At 69.1% G+C, this 16629-nt stretch carries 20 protein-coding genes, 2 tRNA genes and 1 pseudogene; 12 read left to right on the forward strand and 11 right to left on the reverse strand.

Translation table 11 applies throughout. The annotated features are described in order from the left end of the window. Nucleotides 1-246 precede the first annotated feature (246 nt). The 5 genes from QM597_RS03650 to QM597_RS03670 form a co-directional block, all read right to left on the reverse strand. Nucleotides 247-322: transfer RNA gene (locus QM597_RS03650), tRNA-Ala, on the reverse strand. A 50-nt stretch (nucleotides 323-372) separates the two neighbouring features. After that, nucleotides 373-1272 (reverse strand): hypothetical protein, encoded by a 900-nt coding sequence (locus QM597_RS03655; protein ID WP_415003514.1) that lies wholly within the window; start codon nucleotides 1270-1272, stop codon nucleotides 373-375. Between the two features lie 62 nt (nucleotides 1273-1334). Continuing rightward, on the reverse strand, nucleotides 1335-1931 hold the full coding sequence (locus tag QM597_RS03660; protein ID WP_415003515.1) for a GNAT family N-acetyltransferase: 597 nt from the start codon (nucleotides 1929-1931) through the stop codon (nucleotides 1335-1337). Between the two features lie 6 nt (nucleotides 1932-1937). After that, nucleotides 1938-3305: a gephyrin-like molybdotransferase Glp gene (gene glp, locus QM597_RS03665; RefSeq protein ID WP_415003516.1), complete on the reverse strand. Its 1368-nt coding sequence runs from the start codon at nucleotides 3303-3305 to the stop codon at nucleotides 1938-1940. Between the two features lie 5 nt (nucleotides 3306-3310). Continuing rightward, nucleotides 3311-4693, reverse strand: coding sequence for a UTP--glucose-1-phosphate uridylyltransferase (locus QM597_RS03670; RefSeq protein WP_415003517.1), 1383 nt, complete (start codon nucleotides 4691-4693; stop codon nucleotides 3311-3313). A 23-nt stretch (nucleotides 4694-4716) separates the two neighbouring features. Here QM597_RS03670 and QM597_RS03675 point away from each other — a divergent pair, with 23 nt between their 5' ends. Continuing rightward, nucleotides 4717-5349, forward strand: a complete 633-nt coding sequence (locus QM597_RS03675) for a 5-formyltetrahydrofolate cyclo-ligase (RefSeq protein ID WP_415003518.1) — start codon at nucleotides 4717-4719, stop codon at nucleotides 5347-5349. A 234-nt stretch (nucleotides 5350-5583) separates the two neighbouring features. Here QM597_RS03675 and QM597_RS03680 read toward each other — a convergent pair whose 3' ends face one another. After that, nucleotides 5584-6624 carry a hemolysin family protein gene (locus QM597_RS03680; protein WP_415003519.1) on the reverse strand — a complete coding sequence of 347 codons (1041 nt, stop codon included), beginning with the start codon at nucleotides 6622-6624 and terminating at the stop codon, nucleotides 5584-5586. Further along, nucleotides 6621-8021: a hemolysin family protein gene (locus QM597_RS03685; protein ID WP_415003520.1), complete on the reverse strand. Its 1401-nt coding sequence runs from the start codon at nucleotides 8019-8021 to the stop codon at nucleotides 6621-6623. The genes QM597_RS03680 and QM597_RS03685 overlap by 4 nt, the downstream gene beginning before the upstream one ends. A gap of 132 nt (nucleotides 8022-8153) precedes the next feature. On the opposite strand from QM597_RS03685, the gene QM597_RS03690 reads away from it, so the two are divergent. Further along, complete coding sequence (locus tag QM597_RS03690; protein WP_415003521.1) at nucleotides 8154-8408, forward strand: FmdB family zinc ribbon protein; 255 nt, start codon at nucleotides 8154-8156, stop codon at nucleotides 8406-8408. Nucleotides 8409-8424: 16 nt separating this feature from the next. Here QM597_RS03690 and QM597_RS03695 read toward each other — a convergent pair whose 3' ends face one another. After that, a complete protein-coding gene (locus QM597_RS03695) occupies nucleotides 8425-9252 on the reverse strand; it encodes an aldo/keto reductase (protein ID WP_415003522.1) in 828 nt (275 codons plus the stop codon). 84 nt (nucleotides 9253-9336) lie between these two features. Then, a complete protein-coding gene (locus QM597_RS03700) occupies nucleotides 9337-10443 on the reverse strand; it encodes a citrate synthase 2 (RefSeq protein ID WP_415003523.1) in 1107 nt (368 codons plus the stop codon). A 35-nt stretch (nucleotides 10444-10478) separates the two neighbouring features. Here QM597_RS03700 and pdxH point away from each other — a divergent pair, with 35 nt between their 5' ends. The 5 genes from pdxH (at nucleotide 10479) to QM597_RS03725 (ending at nucleotide 12935) form a co-directional block, all read left to right on the forward strand. Next, nucleotides 10479-11120, forward strand: coding sequence for a pyridoxamine 5'-phosphate oxidase (pdxH, locus tag QM597_RS03705; protein WP_415003524.1), 642 nt, complete (start codon nucleotides 10479-10481; stop codon nucleotides 11118-11120). A gap of 87 nt (nucleotides 11121-11207) precedes the next feature. After that, nucleotides 11208-11897: a metal-dependent transcriptional regulator gene (locus QM597_RS03710; RefSeq protein ID WP_415003525.1), complete on the forward strand. Its 690-nt coding sequence runs from the start codon at nucleotides 11208-11210 to the stop codon at nucleotides 11895-11897. 227 nt (nucleotides 11898-12124) lie between these two features. Continuing rightward, nucleotides 12125-12616, forward strand: coding sequence for a PGPGW domain-containing protein (locus QM597_RS03715; protein WP_415003526.1), 492 nt, complete (start codon nucleotides 12125-12127; stop codon nucleotides 12614-12616). Nucleotides 12617-12650: 34 nt separating this feature from the next. Then, a tRNA-Arg gene (locus QM597_RS03720) sits at nucleotides 12651-12726 on the forward strand. 38 nt (nucleotides 12727-12764) lie between these two features. Beyond that, the gene (locus tag QM597_RS03725) at nucleotides 12765-12935 is read left to right on the forward strand and encodes a hypothetical protein (RefSeq protein WP_415003527.1); all 171 of its coding nucleotides are present in this window, start codon (nucleotides 12765-12767) and stop codon (nucleotides 12933-12935) included. Between the two features lie 61 nt (nucleotides 12936-12996). Here QM597_RS03725 and mscL read toward each other — a convergent pair whose 3' ends face one another. Both mscL and QM597_RS03735 read right to left on the reverse strand, forming a co-directional pair. Continuing rightward, nucleotides 12997-13383 (reverse strand): large conductance mechanosensitive channel protein MscL, encoded by a 387-nt coding sequence (mscL, locus tag QM597_RS03730; protein ID WP_415003528.1) that lies wholly within the window; start codon nucleotides 13381-13383, stop codon nucleotides 12997-12999. Nucleotides 13384-13504: 121 nt separating this feature from the next. After that, nucleotides 13505-14098: an SAF domain-containing protein gene (locus tag QM597_RS03735; protein ID WP_415003529.1), complete on the reverse strand. Its 594-nt coding sequence runs from the start codon at nucleotides 14096-14098 to the stop codon at nucleotides 13505-13507. Nucleotides 14099-14230: 132 nt separating this feature from the next. Here QM597_RS03735 and QM597_RS03740 point away from each other — a divergent pair, with 132 nt between their 5' ends. The 5 genes and pseudogenes from QM597_RS03740 to QM597_RS03760 form a co-directional block, all read left to right on the forward strand. Then, entirely contained in the window at nucleotides 14231-15061 is an 831-nt protein-coding gene (locus tag QM597_RS03740) for an SCO6745 family protein (RefSeq protein WP_415003530.1), read from the forward strand. A 343-nt stretch (nucleotides 15062-15404) separates the two neighbouring features. Further along, nucleotides 15405-15608, forward strand: a complete 204-nt coding sequence (locus QM597_RS03745; protein WP_415003531.1) for an addiction module protein — start codon at nucleotides 15405-15407, stop codon at nucleotides 15606-15608. Further along, a complete protein-coding gene (locus tag QM597_RS03750) occupies nucleotides 15605-15922 on the forward strand; it encodes a type II toxin-antitoxin system RelE/ParE family toxin (protein ID WP_415003532.1) in 318 nt (105 codons plus the stop codon). Before QM597_RS03745 ends, QM597_RS03750 begins: the two co-directional genes overlap by 4 nt. Before the next feature lie 9 nt (nucleotides 15923-15931). Further along, the gene (locus QM597_RS03755; RefSeq protein WP_415003533.1) at nucleotides 15932-16069 is read left to right on the forward strand and encodes a DUF2461 family protein; all 138 of its coding nucleotides are present in this window, start codon (nucleotides 15932-15934) and stop codon (nucleotides 16067-16069) included. A 345-nt stretch (nucleotides 16070-16414) separates the two neighbouring features. Then, nucleotides 16415-16627: pseudogene (locus QM597_RS03760) on the forward strand (NAD(P)-dependent oxidoreductase); the annotation flags it as partial. Between the last annotated feature and the right edge of the window lie 2 nt (nucleotides 16628-16629).

Genomic DNA, 16629 nt, shown 5'->3' on the forward strand with positions numbered 1-16629 from the left:
AGGTAGCGTCAGGCACGTCGAGGTCTTCCAGATGGCGAGCGTCAGAACTTCCATCATCGGAAGACCTCGACATCTACCCCCGGACCGACGCGCCGTCAGCCTCTACACCCTCGATTGTGAAGAGCCGGTTTTCTTCGAGTGGAGCATAGGAGACCCCGTCACTCGCTGGCGCTCGCTCCTCCCCGAATCACCATCCCTGATGAATGAGATTGGGCCGCCCCACAGAACGGGGCGGCCCAATCTCATTGGTGGAGCATAGGAGATTCGAACTCCTGACCTCTTCGATGCGAACGAAGCGCGCTACCAACTGCGCCAATGCCCCAGTGCCGCAAGCGGCAGATCGAGCCTAGCATCCCCGCAGCAACGGTGCGATCAGTGCCCCACGGCCTCGCGCGGACCGTCTTGGGGGCCTTCCTTGCCCGACTCGCGACCCGGAAGCTCGGCACCCTCGCCCTCGACATGCCCCGACCACCACTGCCCGACCTGCGGCAGGCTGACCGTGCGCACCGTGCGGCCGACACGCGGCTGACGGATGTACGTGGGCTGCGTGACCGGAAGCGGATCCCACAGGGCCTCTCCGGTTGTCGACGGCGACGGCACGGCGATCGCCAACTTCTCATCGAGCGCCTCACCGGCCAGCGGAGCCGGCTCCATGACACGCGGATGATCCGGCTCGACGTCCTCGAACTGATCGGACACGACCAGGGTGTCGACCTCGTCGGCCGCAGTGCCTCCCGCAGCGGCCTCAGCCGCCGCCTCGGCCGAGGCGGCGGTATCCGGCACCGGGTTAGCCACGGTCGCGGCCGGCGGCACATGGATCGCCCGGCGGCCCAGACCCAGCTCGCGGCGCACCTGAATGCGGCACGTCACCAGCCACGCCAGAATCAAGGCGGCCGGAACGGCAGTCCAAAGCGGCGACAACGTACCGACCGCGCCGAACACGGCCAGCACGACAAGAGCGGTCAACAGCGCGATCAGCACCCGGCGGCGACGGCGCGCGGCCAGCCGAGCCGAAGGACGTTCCAGGCGGGCCTGCGGCACGGCACCTTCGCCGACGGGAGCAGACAACTCGACCGCCTCGGTCCCCGTGCGGCGACCAGCGCGGGTGATGACGCGGCGCAGGGACGTCAGGGAGCCGAGCGCGGACTCCGTGCCCTGCGAATCCGACGTCGACACGGCCTCGTCATAGCGGCGCAACGCCAGAGGGACGACATAGGCCACCCACAAAATGACGACAACCGCGACGATCACGCCGCTCGCTCCTCCGATCACGAGACCAGAGTAACCCCAAACCGGGTCGAATGTGAGAAAAAAGTAAGGTGTTGTGACAGAAGTTACTGATGTGACTCGCCTATGCGGTCAATCACACGCCCCCCGACGTCCTCGGAAAGCAGCTGAAACAGCCGGTGATCTGCCCATTCTCCGGCGATGTGCAGGTACCGAGGTGCCAGGCCGACCTCGGTGAACCCCAACCGGCGCACGACGGCAAGACTCGGGTGATTCTCAGGACGGATGGCGATATCGACCCGGTGTAAGAGCATGCGCTCGAACAGCAGATCGCACACGAGCGCCACCGCAGTCGGCGTGATCCGGCGTCCCGCGTAGTCGACCGCGACCCAATAGCCGATGCTGGCCGCCCGCGCCGCACCCCAGGTAATCGAGCTGACGCTCACCTGCCCGACCATGACACCGTCCCAGGTCGTGACGAACGGCATCACCTCACCGCGCTTGGCACGCTTGCGCAGGACGGAGATCATGTGCCGGTAGGAGGTCGTCGGCTGTCCCCCTTCCGGGGGTAGGGAGGCGTCCCACGGACCGAGCCAGTCCGCGCTCGAACGGCGCAGGTGATCCCACCGCAGCGCGTCGGACTGCCGCAGCGCCCGCACCCCGACGCGGCCGTGATGCAGTTCGACGTTCCAGGGAATCGGCACCGCAGGTCAGAAGGCCCGGTCGAGCACCAGGGTGCGCACCGTGTCGCCCAGATTCATCGCCGTCTCGTCCTCACCGACCACGATGAACGCATTGGCCTGCGCCAGCCGCGACAGGCGCGAATCGCCGTCGTCGGGCAGCGGCGTGACCTTCGCGCCGCGATGCGTGACCTCGAAGACCGCCGGCACGTACTGGCGGTGTCCCGACGGCGACTCGATGTCGGCCGCGAGCACCGCGTGCACCATCGGGCGGCGATACGGGGTGCGTCCCATGAGGCGGCGCAGCGCCGGCAGCACGAAGACCTCGAAGCCCACGTAGGCCGCCACCGAACCGCCCGGCAGCGTGATGATCGGCGTCTCTTCCTCCAGCACCGTGCCGAAGCCGTGCCAGCGTCCCGGCGTCATGGCGACCCGGTTGAACGAGACGGTGCCGAGTGAGCGCAGCGTCTGCCCGATGATGTCGCGCTGCCCCTCGGACACGCCGCCGGTGGTCAGCACCAGGTCGGCGCGCACCAGCTGCTCGTTGAGCACACGCTTGAACTCCGCCTCGTCGTCACCGATGGCACCGACCCTGTAGGCGATGGCACCGGCGGTGCGGATCGCGGCGGCCAGCATGTAGCTGTTGCCGTCGAAAGAGGAGTCGTGTGCCAGATGCGAGGCCGGTCCCGGCTCGCGCAGCTCCGATCCCATCGAGATGACCACGACACGCGGGCGCGGGCGAAGAGCGACGCGCTGAGCACCGAGCGAGGCGAGCATGCCGACCTCGCGCGGCCCCAGCACCGACCCTGCCGAGACCGCCACAGTGCCAGCCGTGACGTCCGAACCCATCGCACGGATGCCCTGGCCGATCTGCGGGGCGACGGTGATCGCCACTCTGCCGGTGACCTGTTCGCGATCCGTATGCGACAGCGGCACGATGCAGTCGGCCCCGCGCGGCACCGGCGAACCGGCCGTGATGCGGGCAGCGCTGCCACGGCTGATCGAGAACGGACGCGACACCCCGGCGCGAATCTCCCCGGCAACCGGCAGGCTCACCGGATGGTCGGCATCGGCGCTTTCGGTGTCACTGACCGCGACGGCATACCCGTCGATGACCGCCTGGTCGAAGCGCGGCAGATCAGCCTTGCTGACGTAGTCGGCGTACAGCGGCAACCCCACCGACTCGACCAGCGGCTGCTCGTACGGAGCCAGCGGTCCGATGCCACGCAGCACGAGTTCGAGGTGGTCCTCCACGGTCAGCACGTCGTCGGGAACGCTCACCGGACGCGGACGCGGACGCGGACCCATCACGGCATGCTTGGCACGCCCCGGAGCCTGCGGCGGTACGTTCCCCTGCTGCTCCACCGGCACGGCGATGTCGCTCTCTCCAGGGACCATGGGCATCAGCCTAACTCGGTGCCTTCGACGATCCTCGCGACCTCACCGCCGGGCGCGTCCTGACCCTCCTCGATGACCACGTCGCCGCAGACGACGACCCGCTCGCCGAAACTCCAATCACCACGCACCGTGAACGACCGCGCACCCACCAGCGACGGCGGATGCGGCAACCGGGCGTCGAAGTCGGCGATGGTGCCGTAGAAGCGCTTGTCGAGATCAATCAGCGGCGGCTCTGCCGTCTCGCGGACCACGAAGTCCTCGCCGATGCCGTAGATATCCGAGCGCAGCAGTAGCAGATCATTGGTGGTTTTGACCGGCAGGAACCGGGAGCGATCAACCTCGATGGCGGTGGCCCCGTCGAAGATCTCAATCGCCGCGCCCATCGCGCATTCGATCTGGATGACCTCCGGCGAGGACGGATCGGTCGGATCGACGGTCTTGCGATTGCGGATCAGCGGCAGGCCGAGGATGCCGCCACGCTCATCGAGGGTCTTCTTGAGAACCCGCAGGTCGAACCACAGATTGTTGGTGTGGAAGTAGCGGTGGCGCGTCAGGTCCGAGGCGGCGGCCACGTCCTCGTCCGGGGTCTGCGCCGTCTCGCGGAGCACGAGCCGGCCGTCGCTGCGCCGAACGACGATGTGGCCGCCCTTGACGTCGGCAGGGGTACGGCGGCAGACCTCGGCGGCGTAGGGGGCGCCGGAGGCGGCGAACCACGCCATCATCTCCGGGTCGGGGGCCGCGCCGAGGTTGTCGGAGTTCGAGACGGTGGCGTAGAGGTAGCCGGCGTTCAGCAGTTCGTCGAGAACGCCCGAGGTCTGCAAGGCGGTGTAGAGGTCGCCGTGGCCCGGCGGGCACCACTCCAATTCGGGGTCGGCCGGCCACTCGACGGGGGCGAGGTCGTCGGCGCGCAACTTCGGTTCGAGGTTCTGCATGAAATCCAGAGGCAGACCGGGAACGGCCAGGTCCGGGTAGGCGGCGAGCGCCGCGAGGGTGTCGTCACGGGTGCGGAAGGAGTTCATCAGCACCAACGGCAGCCGCACGTCGAGCGTGCGCCGGACGTGCTGGACCTGGCCGGCGATGATGTCGAGGAAACTCAGGCCCGGCCGGACCGGGAGCAGTGATTTGGCCTGGTCCATGCCCATCGACGTGCCGAGGCCGCCGTTGAGCTTGATGACCACGGTCGCGTCGGCGGCGGCGCGCGCCTCAGCCTGGCTGACCTCGACCTTCGCGGCCCGGTCGATGCCGGCCAACGGCTCGACGTCGGCCTCCCGGATCATCCCGGTCGCGCCGGCTCGGAGCTGTTCGTAGAAGTGGCTGAACACGTCGATCGCCTGCGGGGCCACACCCGCATCGGTCATGCGCTGGCGCGCTGCAGTCAATCCGTCCATCCGGACACGATAGCGTCGTCGACGTGGACGAGGCGGCGCACGACATGGCTGCGCGCAAGGCTGCGGCACGCCGCGAACTGCTGCTGCGCCGCCGCGCTCGACCCGAGACCGAGGTGCATCAGGCGGGTCTAGCCCTGGCCGCCCACGCCGCCGGGGAACCGGTGTTCACCAGGGCGCGCGCCATCGCGGTCTACCTCTCGATGCGCGGGGAACCGCCCACGGAGGCATTGATCGCCGACCGCCTGGCAGCCCGGACCCGCATCATCGTCCCGGCGGCCCATGACGACGGCTCCCTGGCGTGGCATGCCTACGACCCGGCCGCGGCCACCCGGCGCTCGCGGCTCGGCGTCGACGAGCCGGAGGGCGAACCGCTGCCGGGCGAACCGCTGCCGGCGGTCGATCTGGTGGTGCTGCCAGCGCTGGCCGTCGATCACTGCGGATACCGGCTCGGGCGCGGCGCGGGCTACTACGACCGTGCGCTGGCCGGGCTACCGACCAGCGGGCCGAGGCCGCTGACCTGCGCCGTCGTGTTCGCCGACGAACTACTGCCGGAGGTTCCGCGCGAACCCCATGACGAGGCCGTCGATCTCGTCCTCACCGAATCGGGCCTCTTCCGCCCCGCCGACACGCAATCCGGTAAGCGATTCCGCAGATAGGCCCGCTGGCTGAGGCACGCCCTTCGAGGCTCCGGCCGCAAGCGGCCTACGCACCCCAGGGACCGGTCGTTCCGGTGACTGAGGCGCGACGAGGAGCGAGGAGCCTCCAAGCCACCCGAACCAGCGGAGGTCCCTTCGAGGAGCGCTGCGCTCGCACTTCAGGGGCCGGTCGTTCCGGCGGCTGAGGTGCGACGAGGAACGAGGAGCCTCGAAGCCACCAACCCCGCGCACCGGTCAGCGGGCGCGGTCGGCGTCGCGGATCTCGCCGACCAGCTCTTCGAGCACGTCCTCCAGCATGACCACCCCGGCGACGCGCCCCTCGTGGTCGGCGACTCGCGCCATGTGCGACCCGCGAGCCTGCATCAGCCGCAGCGCGTCGAACAGCCCCGCACCCACCGGCACCGTCACGAGCGGGCGGACCCATTTGTCGGCGATGACCCGGTGCCGCGCGGCCTCATCGGTCTCCAGCGCGTCCTTGAGGTGCAGGTAGCCTGACAGCTCCCCGGCGGCGTCGACCACCGGGAACCGCGAGAAACCGGACCGCGCGCAGGCGACCTCGACGTCGGCCGCCGTGGCCTGCCGGTCGATGGTCACCAGCACCTCCACCGGGAGCAGCACGTCGTCGACCGTCCCGCCCTGGAACTCCAGCGCGCCCTGGACCAGCTCGTACTCGTCGTCGTCGAGGAGGCCCTCGCGGCGCGACTCCTCGACCAGATCGGACACCTCGTCGTGGGTGTAGGTGGAGGCGACCTCGTCCTTCGGCTCGATCCCCAGCAGCCGCAGCGCGGCATTCGCCACCCCATTGAGGATTCTCACGAGCGGCTTGAGCACGGCGACCACCGCGAGCATGAACGGACCGAGCAGCAGCGACGCGCGATCCGGCCCGGCCAGCGCCAGGTTCTTCGGGACCATCTCACCGATCACCACATGCGCGTACACCACCAGCGACAGCGCGAGCGCGAACGCCACCGGATGCACCGCGATGTGCGGCACCCCGAGCGTGTCGAAGACCGGCTCCAGTGCGTGCGCGATGGCCGGCTCGCTCACCGCGCCGAGCAGCAGCGAGCAGATGGTGATGCCCAGCTGAGCCGCAGCCATGACCGACGACAGGTTCTCCATCGCTCTCAGGGCCAGGCGAGCCATACGCGACCCGCCCTGCGCGGCCGGCTCCAACTGCGTGCGGCGCGCCGAGATGAGCGCAAACTCCGAGGCGACGAACAGCGCATTGAGCGCCAGCAGAAGGACCGTGACGGCCAGACCCCACCAGATGTTCATCGCTGCTCGCCTCGCTCGCGACCGGTGTGGACCGCCACCGAGGACGGCGGCGGCAGCGGCGCGGAAACGGTCAGCGTGACCCGGTCGATGCGGCGCCCGTCGACCCGCTCGACACTCAGGGTCACCGTCAGCGGCTCCGGCTCGTCGTCAGTGTCCTCCGGGGTCGGATCGACCAGCAGCGTGACGACGTCGCCGCGCTCGGCCAGCCGGCCCAGTTCCTGCACGATCAGGCCGGCAATCGTCTCGTAATGCGGACTCTCCGGCAGCGCGATACCGGTCTGCTCGAACACCTCGTCGGGGCGCAGCAGGCCCGACAGCGACCAGGTGCCGTCGGTGCGATGGCGGCTGGTCGCCGCGACCCGGTCGTGCTCGTCGGCGATGTCGCCCACGATCTCCTCGATAAGGTCCTCCAGCGTCACGACGCCGTCGGTTCCCCCGTATTCATCGAGGACCACGGCCATCTGCATGCCCTGCTCGCGCAGGAGCGACAGCAGCGGGTCGAGTTCGAGGCTGTCCGGCACGGTGACTGCGGGCACGCAGATGTCCTCGATGCGCGTGGCCCGCCGCCGGTCGACCGGCACCGTGACGGCGTGCTTGACGTGGACGACGCCCAGGATCTCGTCGGGCGTCTTGCCGATGACCGGGAAACGCGAGTGGCCGGTGGTCCGCGCGGCGGCGATCACTGCGGCGGCGCTGTCGCGGCCCTCGACGAACGTCACCCGGACGCGCGGCGTGCGGACGTCGGCGGCGGTCCGGTCGCCGAAGGTGATGCTGCGCGCGACAAGCCGGGCGGTGTCGTCGTCAATGGCACCCTCTTGCGCCGACCGGAGCACGAGCGAGCGCAGTTCGACAGGAGAGCGCGCCGAGCGCAGTTCCTCCTGCGGCTCCACACCCCACGAATGCAGCACCGCGTTCGCCGTGCCGTTGAGCCAGCGGATCGGCCAGGCCATGATCGCGGTGAACCACCGCTGCGGCAGCTGCGTCCAGCGAGCGGTGGCCATCGGGACCGCCAGCGCGATGTTCTTCGGGATCAGCTCGCCGATGAGCATCGTGGCGAAGGTGCTCACCGTCAGGGCCACGAGGTAGGAGGCGAAGCCGAGACTGCCGCCGCTCAGGCCCAGCGATTCCAGCGGCCCGCGCAGCAGCCGCCCGATGGCCGGCTCGGCGAGATAGCCGATAGCGAGATTCGTCATCGTGATGCCGAGCTGGGCCCCGCTGAGTTGCGTCGACAGGGAGCGCAGAGCCTTGAGCGTGCCTGCGGCTCCGGGTCGCCCCTCCGATGCTGCGCGCTCGACCGCCGCGCGGTCGACGGTGACGAAGGAGAACTCCGCAGCGACGAACACGCCGCAGGCGAACATCAGGACAACGGCGACACCGAGCAGGATCCACTCGGTCACCGGCAGATCACCAGGTGGCGCGAGGCGCGTTGAGACGGGACAGGGCCGGTACTCGGAGGCTCGTTCACAGTGCGGCCAATTGTACTCTGGTGTGGTCTTTGTCCACGAGTCACCAGTCCGGAGTCCAGACCAGTGCCCACCTATCAGTACCAATGCATCGAATGCGGCGAAGCGCTCGAGGTCCAGCAGTCGTTCAGCGACGAGGCTCTGACCGAGTGCCCGGCGTGCCGGGGGCGGCTGCGCAAGGTCTTCAACGCGGTCGGTGTGGTGTTCAAGGGATCGGGCTTCTACCGGACCGACAGCCGCAGCTCGAGCAGTTCCTCCGGGGCCTCTTCAACCGCGTCTGCCACGAGCAGCACCGAATCGAGTTCGACCCCCGCCTCCTGAGAGGTACCGTCAGCGCTCAGAGCCGGTGGAAGGTGTTCGGGTCGGGTCCGACGCGATGGCCGCGGTCGAGCGCGTCGATGCGGGCCACCTCCTCGTCGGTCAAGACGATCTCGTGCGCGGCGAAGTTCGACGTGATGCGCTCGGGCGTGACCGACTTCGGGATGACGACGTTGCCGAGCGCCAGGTGCCAGGCGATGACGATCTGGGCGGGCGTCGCGCCGTGGGCCTCGGCGATGGCGGCGATCTCGGGCAGATCGAGCGCCTGACCCTGGGCGAGCGGACTCCACGCCTCGGTGACCATGCCGTGCGTGCGGTGGTAGTCGCGCAGCGCGGCCTGCCCCAGCAGGGGATGGGCCTCGATCTGGTTGATCGCCGGGGTCGGCAGGCCCGCCTCGGCGAGCACCTGCAGCTCCGCGATGCCGAAGTTGGACACGCCGACGGCCCGGACACGACCGTCGGCATGCAACTGCGCGAGGGCGCGCCAGGTCTCGACGTAGCTGCCGTGATCGGGCATCGGCCAGTGGATGAGGTACAGGTCGAGGACGTCCAGGCCGAGCCGTTCCATGCTGCGCTCGAAGGCGGCCAGGGTCGTGTCGTAGCCCTGATCGGCGTTCCACAGCTTGGTGGTGACGAACACCTCGCCGGCGGGCAGCCCGGAGGCCGCCAGCGCCCGGCCGACACCCTCCTCGTTGCCGTAGACCGCAGCGGTGTCGATGTGCCGGTAGCCGGCCTCCAGGGCGGTCTCGACGACCTGCTGGGTGGCGGCCGGATCGACCTTGAACACCCCGAATCCGAGTTGCGGGATCGTGACGGATTCGCTCAGGCGAAGGTGCGGGACGCTCATGTCGCTATCTCATCACGCTCGGCAACCCCGGAGATGCGACGGAGGGCCGGAGCATCGCGCTCCGGCCCTCCGTTCACGGGTGGCTCAGGCGGTGGCCCAGGCGGGGTTCCAGCCCTCGACCTCGTCCGCGCGCCGGGCGGTCGGCCCGGTGTACAGCGACGACGGCCGGATCAGGCGACCGGTGCGCTTCTGCTCCAGGATGTGCGCGCTCCAGCCGGCGGTGCGGGCCGAGGTGAACATCGAGGTGAACATGTGCGGGGGGATCTCGGCGAAGTCGAGCACGATGGCGGCCCAGAACTCCACGTTCGTCTCCAGCACGCGGTCGGGACGGCGCTCGCGCAGCTCGGCCAGGGCGGCCTGCTCCAGCGCCTCGGCGACCTCCGCGCGGGGTGCCTTGAGTTCCTTGGCCGTGCGGCGCAGCGTGCGGGCGCGGGGGTCCTCGGCGCGGTACACCCGGTGGCCGAAACCCATGAGCCGTTCACCGGAGTCGAGCAACTCCTTGACGTAAGCGCGCGCATCGCCGCGCTGCTCGACCTCCTCGATCATCGTCAGCACACGCGCGGGCGCTCCGCCGTGCAGCGGGCCGGACATCGCGCCAACCGCGCCAGACAAGGCCGCAGCGGCGTCCGCGCCGGTGGAGGCGATGACCCGCGCGGTGAAGGTCGAGGCATTCATGCCGTGCTCGGCGGCCGAGACCCAGTAGGCGTCGATGGCCTTGGCGTGGGCGGGATTGACCTCACCGCGCCAGCGGGTCAGGAACCGTTCGGTGATGGTCGAGCACTTGTTGATCTCGGCCTGCGGAACGAACGGCTGACCGACACCGCGCGCGGCCTGGGCAACGTACGACAGCACCATGACCGCAGTACGGGCCAGGTCGTCGCGCGCCTGCTCGTCGCTGATGTCGTAGAGCTGGCCCATGCCCCACGCGGGGGCGGTCAGCGCGATGGCGCTCTGGACGTCGGCGCGGATGTCGCCGGAGTGGACGGGGATGGGGAACGGCTCGGCCGGCGGCAGGCCCGGTTCGTACGTGCCGTCGACCAGCAGCCCCCAGATCTTCTCGAAGGGCACACGGCCCACGAGGTCGTCGATGTCGACACCGCGATAGCGCAGCGCCGAGCCTTCCTTATCGGGTTCGGCGATCTGGCTTTCAAAGGCGATGACGCCCTCGAGTCCGTGGTGTACCTCAGTCATGGTCTTCATCGTGCCACTGCGGTTAGGTTGAGCGCATGGTCACCCCCGAACTGTCCGCGATGCGACACGAATACGGCGAAACCGGGCTCTCCCAGAAGCAGGCCGGTGACGACCCTCTGGCGCTGTTCGAGCGGTGGCTCGCCGACGCAGTCGCAGCGGGGATCGGCGAGCCGAACGCGATGGCGCTGGCCACGGCCACCCCCAGCGCAGTGCCCTCGGTGCGGATCGTGCTGTTGAAGTCATTGGACGCCGCAGGTGCGGTGTTCCACACCAACTACGACTCGCGCAAGGGACGCGAGTTGGAGGCCAATCCGCAAGCCGCAGCAGTCCTGCTGTGGCACGATCTGGCGCGTCAGGTGCGGCTGGAGGGGACGGTGGCGCGGATCAGTGCCGCCGAGTCCGACGCCTACTTCGCCTCGCGGCCCGAGGGCGGGCGGATCAGCGCGGCGGCGTCCCCGCAGTCGCAGGTGGTCGCCGACCGGGCCGAGTTGGAGCGCCGCTGGGCCGAGGCGGCCGCATCGCCGCAAGCAGGTATCCGCCCGGATCACTGGGGCGGTTTCCGACTCACGGTGGAGTCCTTCGAGTTCTGGCAGGGGCGCCCGAATCGCCTTCACGACCGCATCTGTTTCCGCCGCACCGCCACCGGCTCCTGGGACCGCACCCGCCTCGCCCCTTGACGTGCGGTGATCGCAATCGGGTCCCTGAGGCGCGCTTGCAGATGCAGGTGAGGGTCGACTCACCCGGCTCGTGGAACAATGGCGACCGTGAGCGACCTGATCGACACCACCGAGATGTATCTGCGCACCATCTTCGAGCTCGAAGAGGAGGGCATCGTCCCGCTGCGCGCGCGCATCGCCGAGCGCCTGCACCAGTCGGGACCGACGGTAAGCCAGACCGTCGCCCGCATGGAGCGCGACGGCCTGCTGACCGTCGAGGGCGACCGGCATCTGGAGCTGTCCGAGAAGGGCCGCCAACTGGCCACTCGGGTGATGCGCAAGCACCGCCTGGCCGAGCGCCTGCTGACCGATGTCATCGGCCTGGAGTTCGAATACGTCCACGAGGAGGCGTGTCGTTGGGAGCACGTCATCTCCGAGCAGGTGGAGCGGCGCCTCATCGAGCTGCTGGAGCACCCCACCGAGTCGCCGTACGGCAACCCGATCCCTGGCCTGTCGGAGTTGGGCGAGCAGGTCGACGAGAGCAGTTTCCTCGACGGCGTGCAGGCGTTGCCGCGCGCCGTGGCCGACAGCGACGAGCCGCGCCGCCTGGTGGTGCGCCGCATCGCCGAAGAGGTCCAGAAGGACACCCAGGTCATGTCGGTGCTGCGCCGCGTCGGTGCCCTGCCCGGCAATGACGTGCTGGTGAGCCGCGGCCACGACGGCGTCGTAGTGGCACGTCAGGGCGAATCGGCCGAGATCGACAACGACGCCGCGATCCACATCTTCGTCTCGGTGTAAAAGATTCCGCAGGTGGTCGGAATCCCTGAGGTGCGAGCTTGCGAGCCGGGTCCTGAGGTGGCGCGAGGAACGAGCGCCCTCGAAGGGCGAAGGGACCCCACTTTCGCAGGCTTCGCCCTTCGAGGCTCGGCCGCAGGCGGCCTCACACCTCAGGGTCCGCTCCTCGCACCCCCGATCCGTCGCGCACCGTTCGGCGGCATGTGGATCCAGATGGCATGCTTGGCCGCATGAACGGGGAGGGCCGGCCGGACATCGGGCGACACACCTGGGCTGACCGCCTACGCCAATGGGCCGACCACACCGGGACCGAGATCCTCGGCTGGATTCTCGTGCCGCTCGGCATCGTGCTGATGCCCGCGCCGGGGCCGGGCACGCTGGTGCTGGTCGGTGGCATCGCCTTGCTGTCGCGGCATCACTCCTGGGCCAGGCGCATCCGAGATCCGCTGCAGCGCCGCGCTATCGAGGCCGCCAAGTACGGCGTGGCGACGCTGCCGCGTATCGCGGTGAGCGTCCTCGGCGGCGTCTGGCTGTTCGCGCTGGGGGTCGTCTGGATCATCGGCCCGGCGATTCCGGAGTTCGAGATCCTCGACGTGGGCTTCGGTCCGGCGCTGCCGGCCCAGGGCTGGGCGACCGGTCTGGGTCTCATCGCCTCGGCCTGTGCTGCCTGGGGTCTGCTGGCGTATAGCATCGTGCGCTGGCATCACCCCGAGCCGGACTGAACCGGTGACGGGCGCATGGCAAGATGAAGTCGGCGCCCCCGTAGCTCAGGGGATAGAGCAACGGTTTCCTAAACCGCAGGTCGGAGGTTCGAATCCTCTCGGGGGCACCATGTTCTGCATCTGGGGCCGTTGGTGAGAGGGGAAGCCCGTGGCTGATCCGAAGGACACCCGTGCCGAGCGCCTGCGACGCGCCGCCGAACTGCTCGGCGACCTCGAACCCCAGGCGACCCGCGACGACACCGACGAGGGTTGGGGAGAGCGATCTGGAGGAAGCCGTGACGAGGAGTTGCGCGGCAACGTCCCCCCGCACCACGGCTGACGGCGGCGGACATGCCAGGAGGGGTCGGCCTGCAGGCCGACCCCTCCTGAATGTGCCTGGTTCAGCCGTCCTTGCGGGCCTGCAGGGCGTCGCGGATCTCGCGCAGCAGTGCAATGTCCTCAGACACGACCTCCGGCTCGGGTGCCTGGCCGGACTTGCGCAGTTCGTTGAGTTTCGTCATCGGCACGACAACGATGAAGTACACGACCGCAGCAGTCAGGACGAAGGTGATGACCGCGTTGATGAAAGCGCCGTAGGTGAACACCTGCTCGCTGATCGTAAAGGTGCCGCCATCGGTACCGCCACCACCGACCAGGGCGATGAGCGGATTGATGAACGACTCGGTGAACTTGGTCACCAGCGCGGTGAAGGCCGTGCCAATGACGACAGCGACCGCAAGGTCGACGATATTGCCGCGCAACAGAAAGTCCTTGAAGCCCTGGATCATGGCGCTTCTCTCTTTCGTAGGGGATCGGATGAGTCACCACGGTAGACGAAACTCCTTCATTCCCGGCACGTTGGACACGCCGAACCGCCGTTGTGTACCAAATCGCGGGACCTCGTAACCGTCAGGCGGCAATCAGGGTCAGGGCGCTGGTCAACCCAGCCGAGGCGATGGCTGCAGCGACGTCCTGCGGCGCGACGAGACCCACGATCTCCGGGTCCCCCTTTCCCGGCGTCGGCACCGCCGCCACCGCAACGTCCTGAGCGAGCATGACCGGCGCAGCCTCCCCTTGCGGGTCGGCCGTGATGACGTCGACCCGGTCGCCGACGCGCAGACCGCTCAGCGCAGCCGGGTCGGCGACCCGCACCGTCGCCAGAGCCGGGTCCTCAATGCCGTATCCGGACAGATTCTGGGCATCGAAGATGCGTCGGTCAGTGACGATCTCCCCGGCGCGCACCGGACCGGCGAGCGCGCGACCGACGGCCCCTTTGATCTGCTGCAACGCCCCATCGGGGGCCGAGTCGACGGGCACCTCGATGACCCGTAGGTCTTCGGTGGCCAGCGTGGCACCTGCGGGAAGATCATCGCTGACGATGACGACCCGCCGGGTCTGGCCGCCATTGTCGAGGGCGGCCAGGGCGAACAGCACAGCCAGGCCCGCGCAGAGGGCGGCGAGGATGCGGCGGTGGGCGAAAACGAAGCGGTCGAGACGTTCCATGCCCGCAGCCTCGCCCGCCCCACGCCTTCCCGCAAACTCGTTATCCACAGGCACGAACAGCGTCCTTCACCGGCGGGAGGTACCCACCCGTGCGGCCGAGGAACGCGGGCAGCGCGGGAGTAGGTTGCGGCCATGACCACCCGCGAGTTCTGGCGCAGCGTCGAGGCGATCCACGATGTCGTCTATTTCGCCCCCGACGCCACCGCCAGGTACGAGGCGCTCGGGCTGCGCGGCTTCTGGATGGGCTACATGGCCTCCCGGTCCGCAGCGCTCGGCACACCCGGCCCGGAGCTGGTCACGGCCCTGTTCCACGGCTTCGCCCCGCAGCGGGTGGCGCGAGCGCTACCGGACGCCTGGGCGCGCGCCGACCGTGAGCAGATCCTGACGGCCCGCCTCGACCTGGCCCGTGAGCAGATCACTGCGGCCGTCGGCGGCCTCGACGTCACCGCCACCGCCGAGGCCGCCCAGCGTCTCGCCGGGCAGCTGGACTTCGCCGGCCGGCCGCTCGCTGCGGCACATCGTTCGCTCCCGGTACCGAGCGATCCGGTCGGCCGGTTGTGGCACGCCGCGACCGTGCTGCGCGAGTACCGTGGCGACTGCCACGTCGCGGTCCTGACCGCCGCAGGATTGGGCGGCGTCGAGGCCAACGCCCTCGCGGCGGCGACCGGCCTGGTGCCGCCGTCGCAGCATGAGAGCCGGGGTTGGACGCAGGACGAATGGATCGCCGCCTTCGGCCGGCTCCAGCAGTTCGGCTGGGTCGACGGCACCACGGCGACCGACACCGGGCACGCCGCGCGCGAACGACTGGAGGACGCGACCGACCGCTCCTGCGGTGCCGGACTCGACCAGGAGGCCACCGCCCGCGCCTACGCCCTGACGAACGACCTGCTGCCCATCGCCAGGGCCGTCGAAGCGTCCGGCGCGGTCGCCTACCCCAACCCCACGGGGGTCCCCCGGCCGTAGATGCGGGAGGCACCGGCCTGATGCGACTCGGCTGAGGGAGTGCTGATTTATAGGTCGGTGCCGCTCGTTGTCCCCCGCAAGCGGGAGGTACCCCCAGTGCGAGCGCAGCACACCTCGAAATGACCCACCCACGGCAGGCTTCGCCCTTCGAGGTTGGGGTCACCTCCCTGAACGGAGCGCAGCGGAGTTCTCGGGGGACTCCTTCGTCGGGGCACCTCAGGACCCGGCTCGCTCGTTCCTCGCTCCGCACCTCGGCCAGCGGTGCCTATCTGCGGGGACCCGACATCTGCCGCGCATCCCGCGTAGACTTGTACGCATGGTCAACGCGGAAATTCTCGCGTCTGTGGACGCACTTGATGACGCCGAGCGCTTCGAGTTGCTCGCCTACATCGAGGACTCCTTGGGTGCCGTGCCCACGACCGAGCAGCAAACGATCGCCGAGCACCGTCTCGCCGAGTTGAGGTCCGACCCCTTCCTCGGCCGCACGATCGAGGAGACCATCGCCGCCGGTCAGGCGTACCTTGAGGGTCGTCGTCGGCCGTCATGAGCAAGCGTGTCCTTCGCTCTCACCCCAAACTCTCCGACGACCTCAACGAAGCCCTGGCCTACTACGATGACGTCTCACCCGCATTGGCGGACCGTCTTCTCGACTCCTTCGCGGAGGGCCTGCACCGCATCGAAGCCCACCCTGCCACCGGTGTCGAATACCTGCCGGGCTGGCGGCGCGTGGTCCTGCGCACCTTCCCGTACCTGGTGATCTACGCCGTGGACGAGGAGATGATCCACGTCGTAGCCATGTTCCACACCCGTCGTGATCCTGATCTGATACGGCGGACCTTGGAAGGCAGGAACACCGCCTAGGCTCAGGCAATGAGGTTCGCAGGGTTTCCCGAGGCGGCGCTGGACTTCTACGACGACCTCGAGGCCGACAACTCCACGACGTTCTGGGCCGCGAACAAGCACCGCTACGACGAGCATGTGGCCGCGCCGATGCGGGCCTTTTTATAGGTCGGTGCCGCTCATTGAGGTGCGGAGCGAGGAACGAGCGGAGCCTCGAAATGAGTTGCGGTTGGAGTCCCTTCGAGGTGTGCTGCGCTCGCACCTCAGGGACCCGTCGGCGGCGCACAACCCCAATAAACCAGCAGTTCCCTAGACCGTCCCCTTCGCCGAAGGACGCATCAGCAGGCAGTAGCCGCCGGGAGGCAGCAGAAGCGGCGCGTGAACGGCGGTCCGAGGTCGGTGCCGACCCGCCCACCACGTCGCCGCGCTCGCAGGTCGCGCCACTGCCGAGCACCGGCAAACGCCGTTGCGGCAAGATTCGACTACCGCAACCGTGGAGAGGACCCACCTGCAATGACCGACTCGACCTGGGTGTCTCCCGGCAGCCACATCCTCCTGACCTGCGGCGACGCGCGCGCGGCTGCCCGGATCGAGGTGCTGCTGAGCCACGGGGCCGTGGTCACCGTCGCCGCTCCCGAGGTCTGCGGCACGGTCGAGGACTGGCATCAGCGCGGCCTGCTGACCTGGCTGCGCCGCGAGGCCACCGGCGAAGACTTTCTCGCGGCCGA

The sequence above is a fragment of the Aeromicrobium sp. genome (genome assembly GCF_047607065.1).
Lineage (GTDB): Bacteria > Actinomycetota > Actinomycetes > Propionibacteriales > Nocardioidaceae > Aeromicrobium.